Origin of the sequence: Leptospira bandrabouensis (assembly GCF_004770905.1) — a bacterium.
Taxonomy (GTDB): domain Bacteria; phylum Spirochaetota; class Leptospiria; order Leptospirales; family Leptospiraceae; genus Leptospira_A; species Leptospira_A bandrabouensis.
In genome coordinates this window covers 129,974-143,074 of record NZ_RQHT01000003.1, presented here as the reverse complement: position 1 = coordinate 143,074, position 13,101 = coordinate 129,974, and the positions used below count along the sequence as shown (strand labels likewise).

Here is a 13,101-nt window from a genome sequence, read left to right as displayed (position 1 = left end):
AAGGCCAACTAATCAATGTTATTTAACTCTATTCCCTATTTATTACTTTTTGCTTTCACGTATTTAATTTACTGGAATATTCCACAAAAAGGAAGAAAACCACTGCTGGTTATTTCTTCCTTAATATTCTATGCTTATTTCAGTTTTCCTTTTTTGTTCCACTTCCTACTTGTTATTTTAGTCAATTATGGGTTTAGCGAATGGATCTTTCGTAAAAAAGACAAAGGCGAAAAATATAGCCATTTGTTATTTAGTATAGTTGCTTTAAACCTAATCAATTTAGGTTTTTTTAAATACTTTTACTTTATCACTGGTTCCTTATTTTCCTTAACTGGTTATCCATCGTTTAAAGAAATCGCAGGTTCTTGGAGTATATTTTTACCTCTTGCCATTAGTTTTTATACCTTTCAGATCATTGCGGTGCAAGTGGACATCCATAGAGGGATCATTGAAAAAAGAATGTCCGCTTTGGACTATTTTTTATTCATCCTGTTTTTCCCACAGTTGATTGCAGGTCCGATCATGCGGTCTCAGGATTTCCTACCGCAACTTGACCATCCTACGATCGATTCAGACCGGATGAAAAAAGGATTATTTCTGATCATTGGTGGTCTTTTTAAAAAGGTCATCATTGCAGAAAATATAGCACCTATCATTTCCCCCATCTATATGGACCCAGCTAAATTCGATAGTTTTTCTATCTTTTTTAGTGTGCTTGCTTTCGCCGTACAAGTGTATTGTGACTTTTCTGGATACACGGATATGGCCCGAGGTTCTGCCAACCTACTTGGGTATGAAATTCCAGAAAACTTCCAAGGACCATTTTTTTCCCAATCCTTCCGGGAACTTTGGTCTAGATGGCATATCACTCTTTCTTCTTGGTTACGTGATTATATTTATATTCCACTCGGTGGAAGTAAAGGTTCCATCTTTCGCTCCAACGTAAACTCCTTCATTACGATGTGTCTTGGCGGACTTTGGCATGGGGCCAATTGGGCCTTTGTTCTTTGGGGAGCCTATTTAGGTGCGTTGATTTGGATTGAAAGGTCATTGTATCTGGGTCGAGGCAAAAAGAAACTTTTACCCGATTCCATTCCCTTAGTGGGAATCTTTCGAACGGTAGTGATCTTTATTGCCTTCTCCTTTTCTGGCGTTTTTTTCCGAGCTGCCGCGAGGGGTGAGGAATCAATGAATGTAGCCTTTGAAATTTTTAAAGGTGTTCTGACATTCCGAAATACCGGCGAAACCTTAAGTCGTGTGGATGAACTCCCCACCTTCATTGCCTTGGGACTGATGTTTAACTGGTTCCAACATTCCAACCTTGTTTATGAGAAATTAAAACCCTACCAAAATATCTTACTTCCTTTTCTCTCAGTAGTCATCCTGTTATTGCTGGGAATTTTTGGAGACGGTGGACAAGATTTTATCTACTTCCAATTTTAAATCCTCACTGCGAAGAAGTGGGTTTAAACTCACCAGGCCGAAAAGAATCATTGGTGTTCTTTTCGGTTTTTTATTCCTCTTTAATCTTGAATGTACACCAAAAATGGAATGGATCCGGACTCTTCCGACGGACTATCCAAGGGACGAAAAAATTTTACTCGGACACTACATTCGACCTACAGAAAAAAAATCTGCCTTTGGATCCAAACAGTTCCAGTTGTTTTGGAAAGAAGAAATCCATTTACAACCAAACTCTTTGTTTATCAAAACTTGGGTTGAATGGAAAGTTTATGAAGACCATTCGGAGTTTCACAAAAAAGTAGGTAAGGGTAACTTTGAAAAGTCGGGAGATTGGGTATTATTCAAAACGAATACGATTACAGAATCAAAATGTACTTCCAAGGAAAATACAAAATCCATTCCCCAAATAAAAAATTGGTTTTTGTCTTTACCTTGTCTATCAACGAACAACACAAATATACAAACCCTAAACCATTCACTTTTGTATTTTTATGATGGGAAATCTCTTTATCCCTTACAATACGAATCAGGATATTCGGAAGCTAACTTTGGAATCGCTTGGGAATCTGACCTCCCCTACACTAAGTCAAGTTTGTTCGAAATCGCTAGGTTGAAGTATGGGAAAAAAGAATTCCAACCCCACGTGTACAACCACGTGAAGTTGGATTGATTCGAAGAAGAATCAAAAAAGGGTAACCATCTCTAGAAAGAATCATTCCATAAGTTTTATTTAAAAGCCACAACCGCACAGGCACGAGCATATTCTTTTTGTTCTAGGTTTGCTTTATGTTCAAATTTAGAAATTCCGTGTTGGCGAAAACCTTCACTTGCTTTTTTTGCAAAGCTGGATGCCTCACAAAAATTCCCTGCTTTCGAATGAGCAAGACTTGCCAAGTATTGGATGGAAGCAAAACTTTTGTGTTCATTCATTCCAATTGCTTCTCTGATTTTAATCGCGCGCGTATAATGACCAGAAGCTAAATCAAACTCCCCCATCCCTTCTTCTTCACTCGCTAATTTTACGAGTTCGTTCGAAATCGCAGTGAGAGTTTCTTTGTCGTATTGGCTGATGAGGGAATCTAAGTCTTCGTTCATAAAGGAAGACTCTCCAGCTGAGATCGAAGCCGTAAGTGCCAAAACTAGAATGGTTAGAATTGTTTTTTTCATATTCCCTCCGAACCAATGTTCTCTTACATTAATGCAACTATCGTGCCAAGCTGCAGATGGCCCAAAAGGGGAGAGATTGGCAAAGGAAGGCCATTTTCTGAATCAAAGGAAGGCAGATTTGCTTAAAATGTACGCAGAATGTCGGTTTGGAAATATATTGCCTAAAGAATTGGAGCCAAAACGAAACGACCGGCGCGGAAAATCGATCCCGGCTTTTAAAGTTCCGTTTGATCCGTTAGAAATTAGAAGTTTTAGAAGATTTTAAGAGAAAAAGGTAGGCTATTCTTTAATCACTCCCTCCTCTCTAGTATTTTTCGAGGAGGGCCCTTTGCCTAAAATTGAGGATGAAAAACTTATTTTAATTCCTCATCCGAGATTTCGAGTTCTCTTTGGAGAAAGTCGGTGAGATCCATGGAACGGTAGTGGTCCCTGTCCCCATCACACTGACGGCCACCAGGGACAGCTAAGGTGCGACCTGCAATGGTAATCGGTTTTAAAAATAAATTCCCCGTCAATGGACAGTTAGGTCCTGGACTGAGACCGTTAAACGCACAAGTGGCACCCTTTACCACGTCTGCCGGAATCTCTTCCGCTTTTCCATTCGGATAAAAAACAGGATAGGGACCCTCATTATACCAACGTGAATACATTTTCCCCCAAATCGGTGCCGCCACACCAGCGGCCGTCACACCTTTTCCAAGAGAAAGAGAGGATTTATCAAATCCCATCCAAACAACAGAAGTAAATTTCGGATCGAAACCTGCATACCAAACATTGGTATAAGAAGAAGTTGATCCAGTTTTTCCACCTGACTCTCCCTTATAATTTCCTTTGTCTGCGGCACGAAGAGCTTGGGTGGGAGTTCCCCCCATAGCAACACCAATCAACATTTGTTTAATGATATAAGCTGTGGCTTCCGGAATGATTTGGATCGTACCGTTTTTGGCTTCTTCGGCAAGAGTTTCCTGAACTTCCTTTTCTTTATTATAAACAACAGTACCACTTTGGTTTAGCACATAACGAACACTAAATGGAATTACATCTTTACCTTTATTTGCTAAAATGGAATACCCTAAAGCCATCTCATAAGGAGTGAGTTCAGCCACACCGAGTGCCAAAGCAGGCCCTGTAGGGAACCTAGCTTTATTGGCCTTTGTGACTTTAGAGGCAAAATCAATGACAGCATCGGTTCCTGTTCTCATCAGCACCTGAACAGAAACAATATTTAATGATAATGATAAAGCACGAGAAAGTGGAACCATTCCTCTAAAATCCCCAGAGATATCTTGCGGAGAATATCCTTCCCCTTCTTCGGTGATTGTGGTGAGAGGGGCATCCATAATTCCTGTCCCAGAACCCACTGCCCTATTTTGGATGGCTGCCGCATAAACAAACGGTTTGAAAGCAGAACCCGTTTGGCGTCTTGCTTGCATAGCTCGGTTAAACTGATTTTTTGGTGAGAACCTAGAACCACCTACCATCGTTTGGATATAACCTGTTTGGTGGTCAATTGTGACAATGGCACCTTCTACGTGTAAGTTGGAAGAGAATACAAGTGAGGATCTTTGGAATTCTTTAACTGCTGCACTTTCGTTTTCGGACGGTGTAAAGTCTGTCAAAAGTTCTAAAGCAGGTGCCATTTCTTTTTCTAAATGAAGACGAAATACTTGTCTATCATCCAAACTAGTAACGTAGGGAACTCCCACGGGGAAAATTGAACCAAACAGATTGTATAAAGAAACAAGGCCACGGTCGGCCCTTCCCGCATAACGGAAGTTTGCACCAAAAGCGGATTTATCCTGTTCAATCAGTCCTTTTCTCAGTTCTTCTTCAGCAATCTCATGTTTTCGGACATCAAGGGTTGTGTAAACGCGAAGTCCCCCAGTATACAACGCCTCTTCCCCAAGTTCCTTTTCTAGGATTTGGCGCACCCACTCTGTAAAGTAAGGAGCTCTATTGAGTTTTGCCCCCCAAGTAGAACGCGAAGGAGATTGTGTGATGACCACAGGCCAGTATCTTTCCCAAAAATCATCGTGGATTTTTTGGACTTGGTCTTTCGGGATAAATCCATTTTTTGCCATCAGTCCTAAAACCACAAGGTGGGCTTGTTTTGCTTCTTTTGGGTTTTTGAACGGGGAATAAGTTACAGGTGCTTTCGGAAGTCTTGCAAGCATGGCCGCTTCCGCGATACTTAAGTCTCTGACATCTTTTTGGAAATACACATTGGCAGCAGAGGAAAGACCGGTGGTTCCATGCCCCAAATAAATTAAGTTAAAATAGATTTCTAAAATTTCTTCTTTGGTATATTCTTGTTCAATTTGTAAGGTGAGGAGAGCTTCTAAAAACTTACGACCAAAAGTTTTTTTCCTTTGTTGTAAGATTGTTTTTGCCAACTGTTGGGTGAGTGTAGATCCACCTTGTACAATTCGTCCGGCAAATACGTTTTTAATTGCCGCGCGAACGATGGCCAAAAAATCAATTCCAAAGTGATTAAAAAAGTTATCATCTTCTACAGATAAAAAAGCATGAATCACATGGGGAGGAATGTCACTGTATTTTAGTAGTTCTTGTTTGTGACGATACAGTTCTGCAAACAAGACCCCATTCGAATCGTAAAGTTTGGTAGGAGTGGTTGGTTGGTATGATGCCAACTTTTGTAACTCCTTTCCTTTGTTTACCTCAGAAAGAATGTATCCAAAAAACAAACCGCCAAAAAGAGCTATGGTAAAGAAAGTAGTGATTGTGATTCGAAGTGTTTTTTCTTTGTTCATGGTATTATAGGTGGAAGCGTAACCCTTCCCTAGCTAAATGAATTTTTAATTTTTTTTCGCCCAACTGTTCTTTGTGGAGTTTGGCATCATTATAAATTTCGTAAATTTTTTCATCGGAATAACTTGGTTCATGGTGGGTTAAAACTAAGTTTTTTACCTTCCAAGATGTAGCACAGTTGACAGACATAGTGTAGGCAGTATGTCCCCAATCAAACTTAGAAAATGATTCGTCTAACGTGTATTGTGTGTCGAGGATGAGTAAATCAGCTTCCGCAAAAAATGGATAACACTCATGGATTAAATCCATATCTGCACCGGTAAACTCGGCGTCGGTAGCAAAAATAAAAATTTTCCCCGCACGGTTAGTGAATTTATAAGCAAAAGACCCACCAGGATGTTTTAAGGGATAACATTCCACCTTCATCCCCGAACCAAATTCTAAAACATCCCCAGGAAAAAATAATTTGAAGTCTTTGGCAGATCCCGTTCCATCCAGAGGCACTGGAAAAAATTCAGGTTCCTGTTGTCTTTGGAGTCTGGACTCCAAATCCGAATAAGGAGAATAAAAATTGAGGTGGAAATCGGGGAAATAGATGGGTTTGAAAAAAGGAAGGCCTTGGATATGATCCCAATGGGTATGTGTGATGAAAAATGAAACCGTCTTTTTTAACTTATTAGAGAGATAATCGGAGACAAGTTCATCTCCCAAATTCCGAAGCCCCGTTCCCATGTCCAAAACATAGACTTCCCCCTCATCGTCTGTGACAGAAACGCAAGTGGTGTCAGATCCCGTGACAAATTTAAGGTGGTATGGAAGATCTTGCCAAAATTCATCCGCCGATATACCAGCCCCTGTTTGTTTGTAGAGGTCCAGGATATCGATAATTTTTTTGCGGTAGTCTTGATTTCGGAGGGGACTCGCTATAGAGCCGCGGACTCCGTAGAGTTGCACAATCACTTCCTCGATGCTAGGAAATCGACTTTCCTTGTCACTCAAGATTTGCGACCTTGAATTTATGGCTTCTCGTTACCCAGGATATGAACTCCGATTTGGACCACCAATGGTTCCCGTTGTACGCACTCTCATGATTATCAATGGAATTCTCTTTCTTTTGCAATTGGCAACGAAATTGGCTTTCCATTCCCCCTTGGTGGAACTGTATTTTGGACTGAGCCCAGACCTCGTTTTTAGCGGTTGGGTTTGGCAACTTCTCAGTTATGCCTTTCTCCACGGGAGTTTTTTACACATTCTTTTTAATATGCTGAGCCTTTGGATGTTTGGTTCAGAACTGGCAGAAATTTGGGGAGAACGTGCTTTTTTAAAGTTCTATCTATTCACCGCCTTCCTTGGCGGGCTCTTCACCGTTATCGCCCATTTCTCTGGATTTTCTCAAGGACTTGTGGTGGGTGCCAGTGCCAGCATTTACGGACTTCTCGTCGCCTACGCCATGACTTGGCCGAACCGAGAACTTCTTGTATTTCTCATTTTTCCGATGAGAGCCAAATACTTTGTGATGATTGTTATGCTTATGGTACTTTTTGCTCAAGGAGAAAGAGTGGCTCATTTTGCACATTTAGGCGGGGCCATTGGCGGTTTTTTCTTGATGAAGGTATATTCTGGTTGGAGAAAAAAAACAAATTCCCTTCCCAATTGGTCTCTCTCTAGGTATTTGCAAAAACGCAGATTTATGCGTTACCAAGAAGAAATGGCCAAAAGGGAAAATGCAAAAACCAAAGTGGATGAACTTCTTGAAAAAATTTCCAAAAACGGAATGGAGTCTCTTTCCCGTAGCGAAAGAAAGTTCTTAAACGAAGCTTCACAGAAATATTTCAACGAGTGAATTCAAAAGTATTTTATTTTCCAGAAATCCCTCCCAGGTCACCTTACTTTAATTTGGCGATCGAAGAGGCCATTGCCCTAAAATTAGTTTCTGAAGGAATGACTGCTGGAGTTAGGCTTTGGAAAAATCCTGACTCCATCATTTTAGGTCTTTCGGAAAATCCATTTCGGAACATCAAAGAAGAAGTAGTAACAAAGTATGAATCCGTAGTAAAGTCCGAAGGTTTTCACAAAAAACCAAAACCTAATTTTTGTTATATTGCAAGGCGTGCCTCCGGCGGGGGAACTGTGTTTCATTCCCTTTCTGGAAACATCAATTATTCTCTCTATTTTAACTTGGAGGAGAGGAAGGATCTTTTTCCTGTCAGGGATTCGTATGATATCCTTCTTGGAATCGTGTCTAAATCCTTAAAAAGACAAAATATCGTATCTTTTCCAAAGGGAAAATCTGACCTAGTATTAGAAAAAAATGGAATCTTAAAAAAGATTTCAGGGAACGCACAATTTCGGAAACGAAGTTGTATTGTCCAACATGGGACTTTAATTTTAGAAGATCACTTAATTGAACGAGTGGCAGAAGTCCTACACCACCCCCCCGAAGAACCCGATTATCGCAAAGAGAGAAGTCATAAGGAATTTCTTACCTCTCTACCCGATTTTTTTTCGGAAAAGATTTGGGCAAAAGACCTCGTAAAAGAAGTTTTTTCTTATTTAGGAGAAAAAGAACCAGAGGATTTTTCAAAAATTTCCTTCTTTGGCCCTGACTTTTCTACTTTTCGGAAACAAGTGCTCCGAGAATCTGAATCTATTCGCAAGAAAAAATACCAAAATCCAGAATACACACTCCACAGAGAAATTCCCACATGAGTTATTTAGAAAAACAAGATCCTGAAGTTTACGCCGCATTAAAAAAAGAAGACGAACGCCAAGAACATTCCCTAGAGATGATTGCTAGTGAAAACTTTGTTTCACGTCCAGTGCTCGAAGCTTACCACTCCACTCTCACAAACAAATACGCAGAAGGGTATCCTGGAAAACGTTACTACAATGGCTGCGAAAATGCAGATAAGGTAGAGGAACTTGCCATCGAACGTGCGAAAAAAATGTTTGGTGCCGAATATGCAAACGTTCAACCACATAGCGGTGCACAGGCGAATATGGCTGTGTTTCTTGCGACTCTCGAACCAGGAGATAGTTTTCTTGGAATGAATTTGGCTCATGGTGGCCACCTAACACATGGTAGCGCGGTTAATATCAGTGGGAAGTATTTTAAACCAATTCCTTATGGAGTGGATGAAAAAACTGAAACCATCAACTACGATGAAGTGGCAAAACTTGCAAAAGAACACAAACCGAAATTGATTGTAGTGGGTGCCTCCGCTTATCCTAGAACTATTGATTTTAACAAGTTCCGTGAAATTGCGGATGGAATTGGTGCCAAAATTATGGCCGACATTGCTCATATTTCAGGTCTTGTTGTAGCCGGAGAACATCCAAGTCCCATCGGAGTTTGTGATTTTGTCACTACTACCACTCATAAAACTTTGCGTGGACCAAGAGGGGGACTCATCCTTTCCTCAAAAGAAAATGAAAAAATTCTTAACTCAAGAGTGTTTCCTGGAATCCAAGGGGGACCACTGATGCATGTAATCGCTGCTAAAGCAGTTGCCTTCGGAGAGGCGTTACAACCAGATTTCAAAACTTATATCAAACAAGTAGTAAAGAACGCAAAGGTCCTTGCAGAAACATTCCAAAAACGAGGTTTTCGTGTGGTTTCTGGTGGAACTGACAACCATATCGTTCTTCTCGATGTATCAGTTAAAGGTCTCACAGGAAATGATGCAGCAAATGGTTTAGACCACGTAGGAGTGACAGTTAATAAAAACGCGATTCCTTTTGATAAAAACCCGCCAGCTGTGGCATCTGGAATTCGACTCGGAACTCCTGCTCTTACCACTCGTGGTCTAAAAGAAAAAGAAATCGAGGCTGTAGGAAATTTAATCTGCGATTATTTAGATCATTTTGGTGATTCTACTTGGGAATCAAAAGTAAAAGCAGGTGTAAAAGAAATTACTTCTGCTTTCCCAATGACGAATTTCAGACTCGAAAACTAACTCTCGCTAAATGCTAAAACCTCTCTCCGTTCCGAATATTCATTAGAAAGCGGATCGGGGAAGGTTCTTTCCAACATTTCCACACCATCTTTTCCATAAAATAAAATTGTAGAAGCTCGGGTACCGTATCCAGGAACACGAATGCGAATGGATGATAAATACCTTTCCCGTTCCAAACCAATTCCTGTATCGGGCAGAAGAGAGTCTTCTTTCACAAGATCTGCATTTGCCAAAAGTCTAAAAAATTCCAGGGTAACAAAAGTACGCCAATTCTCATTCATTGGGAAGGAATCAAACACCTGTTCGACGTTTGTTTTCAATTTTGCGGTCTTTGGCCAAACTGTATTCCAATTGGCATTGCTGACTGCATGAAACCCTGGTTCTAAGTTATAGGATTGTAATGGATCCCCTCCAACGTAACTGGCATGGTTCCCATCAAAAACAAATAAATTAAATCCTTCATAGTCAGATACCGTTTTCAGAACTTCCTCTTGGTATTGACGAGCACTAAAGTCCTTAGGTGATTTTAAAAAATCTAAAACAAGGTTTCCTCTTGATCTTGGATGGGGGTGAGGAGGTTTTCTAAAATTTCTAACATTGGTAAGAAAGGCAACTTTTCCCAAGGAATTCGCACCAAGCCAAGTTCCCCCTGCTTTTAAATCTTTCCCTGCAAGGATGGTAGGTTGACAATCCCAAGTGTGGATGGGTTCTGTCGGCCTTTCAAAAAATTCATCTCTATTGGAAACAATGACAAGCGGGTAATCTGGATGGACCTTATAGGCGATCACAACTAAGCACATGTACTGTAAAAAACTAAAAATGGTGGCAAAAGAAAGCGAAAAACCTGGGAAATATTTAGATTGAACGCCAAAAACCATATTAAATCATGATTTGCATTACGATATGAAAGCCTTGGAAGCCATTAAAGCCGTCTCAATTTTCCAACAATCCGTTCAAGATTGGCATAAAAAAGAAGCCCCTCACCCCAATCCTTATCCAGAAGGAAGTTTAGAGTCCACACTCTACCAAAAAAACCACATTGATACCATCCAATGGCATATTGAAGATGAAATCAGAAGGCCCGACATTGCTTTAGAAGAGGTTGTGGCTCTCAAACGAAAGATAGACAAACTCAACCAAGACCGAACTGATATGGTGGAAAAACTGGATGACTTTGTGATTGATATGTTTCGGTCTGTCACTCCAAAACCTGATGCAAGATTAAATTCAGAATCACCAGCATGGTTACTCGACCGCATGAGTATCTTGGAACTCAAGATCTATCATATGGAAGAACAAGTTTCTAGAAAAGATGCCTCGGCCACAAAAGAACATATAGCAAAATGTCAAGCAAAACTAGATGTTCTCCTAGACCAAAGAGAAGACCTTAAAAAATGTTTGGATGAACTTTTTTCTGATTATTCACAAGGAATCAAAAAAGTAAAAGTATATCGTCAAATGAAGATGTACAATGACCAAAATTTAAATCCATCATTGTATAAGAATCAGAAATGACAAACCTCTTAGTATTAAGATTTTCTGCAATGGGTGATGTGGCATTAATGACACCAGCACTCATCGCCATTGCAGCTAAATATTCTAATATTCAACTTACAGTTGTTACCAGAGGAAACTTCGCCCCGTTTTTCTATAATATCCCTAATTTGAATGTCCTCGGGATGAATCTAAAAAAATACAAAGGAATTTTGGGTCTCTGGCGAATGTATCGTGATATCGCCAAACTAGGACCATTCGGGCATGTCATCGATTTACATGGATCGGTTCGTTCCAGGTTCATTGCTTTTCTATTTCGTAGCCAAGGTGTTCCCTACTCCAAAATCATCAAAGGTCGTCGGGAAAAATTAGCACAAACAAGACGTTATAATAAAAAATTAAACCCACTTCCACACACCGTCGAACGATATTTAAACGTATTTCGGAAAGCCGGATTTGATGCACCGATCCGCAAAGGTCCTTGGCTCAATGTAGATGGGGAATCGAAAGTATTTGCTCGAGATTTTTTTAAATCCATTGGGATTGATAAAAAAGAAGGTCAATGGTTTGGATTTGCACCTTTTGCGGGACATGCACTTAAAGAATGGAGTTTTGAGAAATGCAAACGCCTCGTCGAAGTTTTACTCGATGAATTTCCAGATTGTAATGTATTTCTGTTTGGCGGGAAGGATGAGGCTAAGGAATTAGAAATCCTTCGGAATGGTCATACAAGGGCTCATATCGTCCAAGGTGGAAATTTAGGAATTCGTGGGGAACTCGGGATTATGGATAGGTTGGATGTCATGATTGGAATGGATAGTTCCAACGTTCATATTGCTGCCCTTCTCAAAAAACCTGTGATAGGAATTTATGGGACCACACATCCTCTTTCTGGATTCGGTCCTTTTGCCCAAGAAGATTCAGGAGTGTTACAAGTGGACCTACCTTGTCGCCCTTGTTCGATTTACGGAAACACTAAATGTTGGCGTGGAGACCATGCTTGTATGGAACTGATTGACCCACTAGATGTTGTTAGACGGATCCGACTCATCCAAAACGTAAATACTCTTTGGTGAATCGCTAAATCAACAAATCCACTAATGATAGGAGACTTTTATGAATTCGTTAAAAAAGCAGATATCTCCTAAATCAATAAAACCAAACGAAGGGACTTTTTTCTCCGAACTTTTCAGGCCTCAATCCGCTAACCTTTACTTAAAAAATAATTCCATCCACATAACCCTAATTACATTTCAGTTTTGTGTTTTCTTTACATTATTACTTTTTCTCACCACAAATGAAGTCCATGCGGAAGAGTTTTCTTCTGAGTTCCAAGAAGTAATTCTTCCTTCACCCAACAAAGTAGATTATGAAGAACAAATCAAATGCCAAGACTTGGTTTGTAAAAAAATTCCATACTCAAAGGACGGGACGTATTTGTCCGAGGTATGGGATGAACTAGGAAAAAATGGCGGTAAGGTGGTGGTTGATTTTTTGGATCATCCCCTTCTTTTAAGTGACTCCCAAATGGATGATATCACGGAATACCTAAGGGAAATTGCCAAAAGAGATGGCCATGTAAGTTTGGAACCATTTTATATTGCTACAAGAGGCATTGGCTTTACAGATGTCCCTGTCATCAAAGATCTTTTTGGACTCAGTTATAATTTATACAAACGAATACGTTCTGTTTTTAAGTTTGGGCGAATGGGACATTATAATGCGAAAGTCCTTTATCATCCTACATCCGGAAAAGTATTACAGGTATTTTTCTTTCATAAAAATTACGGAAATTTATGTGATACAGTTTATTCCACCTGTGATCGCATCGAATATATAGATGATGAATTGTTTGATAAACAATTATCTTTAAAATTAAGTGAATCACAATCCAAAAGAATCGAAATCCGATTTAGCCAAACACCAGCTGTCCTTCCACAAATGAAATTGGACATTGGAAATTTACTAGATACCAATCGTTCAGCAAGACTTTATAAATGGCTCATAATAGCAAAAAAAACAGAAACAAAAACTGTAACTCGCGAAAGATTTCTTGGCGTAGAGCTTGCAATCAAAGTGTTAGATTATACTCTCAGTGCCTATGAAATTGTGGAGGCCATCCAACTTTATATGCCAGCTCGCACCAAACAAGCAGAAGTTGTTTATGAAGACAGAGAAGAAGGCAGAGTTCTAAAATCGGTGGTATTTTATCCGGTTGTGAATAAGGAATGAACTAAGATAAAATACCAAC

12 protein-coding genes are annotated in these 13,101 nt (G+C 39.9%); 8 read left to right on the top strand and 4 right to left on the bottom strand.

Translation table 11 applies throughout. The features are described from left to right. Window positions 1–15: 15 nt before the first annotated feature. Complete coding sequence (locus EHR07_RS01070) at window positions 16–1,443, top strand: MBOAT family O-acyltransferase (protein ID WP_135743361.1); 1,428 nt, start codon at window positions 16–18, stop codon at window positions 1,441–1,443. After that, the gene (locus EHR07_RS01065) at window positions 1,412–2,134 is read left to right on the top strand and encodes a hypothetical protein (RefSeq protein ID WP_238733658.1); all 723 of its coding nucleotides are present in this window, start codon (window positions 1,412–1,414) and stop codon (window positions 2,132–2,134) included. The genes EHR07_RS01070 and EHR07_RS01065 overlap by 32 nt, the downstream gene beginning before the upstream one ends. A 56-nt stretch (window positions 2,135–2,190) precedes the next feature. On the opposite strand, the gene EHR07_RS01060 is transcribed toward EHR07_RS01065, so the two are convergent. The 3 genes from EHR07_RS01060 to EHR07_RS01050 all read right to left on the bottom strand — a co-directional run bounded on the left by EHR07_RS01060 (window position 2,191) and on the right by EHR07_RS01050 (window position 6,360). Beyond that, window positions 2,191–2,631 (bottom strand): tetratricopeptide repeat protein, encoded by a 441-nt coding sequence (locus EHR07_RS01060; protein ID WP_135743360.1) that lies wholly within the window; start codon window positions 2,629–2,631, stop codon window positions 2,191–2,193. 353 nt (window positions 2,632–2,984) lie between these two features. Then, window positions 2,985–5,402, bottom strand: a complete 2,418-nt coding sequence (locus EHR07_RS01055; RefSeq protein ID WP_135743359.1) for a penicillin-binding protein 1A — start codon at window positions 5,400–5,402, stop codon at window positions 2,985–2,987. Between the two features lie 4 nt (window positions 5,403–5,406). Beyond that, window positions 5,407–6,360 (bottom strand): MBL fold metallo-hydrolase, encoded by a 954-nt coding sequence (locus EHR07_RS01050; protein ID WP_208739662.1) that lies wholly within the window; start codon window positions 6,358–6,360, stop codon window positions 5,407–5,409. A 58-nt stretch (window positions 6,361–6,418) separates the two neighbouring features. Here EHR07_RS01050 and EHR07_RS01045 point away from each other — a divergent pair, with 58 nt between their 5' ends. The 3 genes from EHR07_RS01045 to glyA are packed head-to-tail and all read left to right on the top strand — an operon-like array spanning window position 6,419 to window position 9,356. After that, entirely contained in the window at window positions 6,419–7,243 is an 825-nt protein-coding gene (locus tag EHR07_RS01045) for a rhomboid family intramembrane serine protease (RefSeq protein ID WP_135743418.1), read from the top strand. After that, window positions 7,240–8,109 (top strand): lipoate--protein ligase family protein, encoded by an 870-nt coding sequence (locus EHR07_RS01040; RefSeq protein ID WP_135743357.1) that lies wholly within the window; start codon window positions 7,240–7,242, stop codon window positions 8,107–8,109. The genes EHR07_RS01045 and EHR07_RS01040 overlap by 4 nt, the downstream gene beginning before the upstream one ends. Beyond that, a complete protein-coding gene (glyA, locus tag EHR07_RS01035) occupies window positions 8,106–9,356 on the top strand; it encodes a serine hydroxymethyltransferase (protein WP_135743356.1) in 1,251 nt (416 codons plus the stop codon). Before EHR07_RS01040 ends, glyA begins: the two co-directional genes overlap by 4 nt. Here glyA and EHR07_RS01030 read toward each other — a convergent pair. Then, on the bottom strand, window positions 9,353–10,156 hold the full coding sequence (locus EHR07_RS01030; RefSeq protein WP_208739660.1) for an NRDE family protein: 804 nt from the start codon (window positions 10,154–10,156) through the stop codon (window positions 9,353–9,355). The two genes, glyA and EHR07_RS01030, sit on opposite strands and share 4 nt — an antisense overlap. A gap of 103 nt (window positions 10,157–10,259) precedes the next feature. Between EHR07_RS01030 and EHR07_RS01025 the strand changes: the two genes are divergently transcribed. From EHR07_RS01025 to EHR07_RS01015, 3 genes are read left to right on the top strand one after another with little or no spacing between them, the layout of a single operon-like run. After that, window positions 10,260–10,871: a DUF4254 domain-containing protein gene (locus tag EHR07_RS01025; protein ID WP_135743355.1), complete on the top strand. Its 612-nt coding sequence runs from the start codon at window positions 10,260–10,262 to the stop codon at window positions 10,869–10,871. Next, on the top strand, window positions 10,868–11,926 hold the full coding sequence (locus EHR07_RS01020; protein WP_135743354.1) for a glycosyltransferase family 9 protein: 1,059 nt from the start codon (window positions 10,868–10,870) through the stop codon (window positions 11,924–11,926). Before EHR07_RS01025 ends, EHR07_RS01020 begins: the two co-directional genes overlap by 4 nt. Before the next feature lie 40 nt (window positions 11,927–11,966). Then, a complete protein-coding gene (locus EHR07_RS01015; RefSeq protein ID WP_238777495.1) occupies window positions 11,967–13,082 on the top strand; it encodes a hypothetical protein in 1,116 nt (371 codons plus the stop codon). Window positions 13,083–13,101 lie beyond the last annotated feature (19 nt).

Excerpts from the sequence above, each read along its gene's own strand:
- EHR07_RS01025 (WP_135743355.1), top strand. The coding sequence starts at position 10,260 with ATGAAAGCCTTGGAAGCCATTAAAGCCGTCTCAATTTTCCAACAATCC.
- EHR07_RS01070 (WP_135743361.1), top strand. The coding sequence starts at position 16 with ATGTTATTTAACTCTATTCCCTATTTATTACTTTTTGCTTTCACGTAT.
- glyA (WP_135743356.1), top strand. The coding sequence starts at position 8,106 with ATGAGTTATTTAGAAAAACAAGATCCTGAAGTTTACGCCGCATTAAAA.
- EHR07_RS01030 (WP_208739660.1), bottom strand. The coding sequence starts at position 10,156 with ATGTGCTTAGTTGTGATCGCCTATAAGGTCCATCCAGATTACCCGCTT.
- EHR07_RS01045 (WP_135743418.1), top strand. The coding sequence starts at position 6,419 with ATGGCTTCTCGTTACCCAGGATATGAACTCCGATTTGGACCACCAATG.
- EHR07_RS01020 (WP_135743354.1), top strand. The coding sequence starts at position 10,868 with ATGACAAACCTCTTAGTATTAAGATTTTCTGCAATGGGTGATGTGGCA.
- EHR07_RS01060 (WP_135743360.1), bottom strand. The coding sequence starts at position 2,631 with ATGAAAAAAACAATTCTAACCATTCTAGTTTTGGCACTTACGGCTTCG.
- EHR07_RS01015 (WP_238777495.1), top strand. The coding sequence starts at position 11,967 with ATGAATTCGTTAAAAAAGCAGATATCTCCTAAATCAATAAAACCAAAC.
- EHR07_RS01055 (WP_135743359.1), bottom strand. The coding sequence starts at position 5,402 with ATGAACAAAGAAAAAACACTTCGAATCACAATCACTACTTTCTTTACC.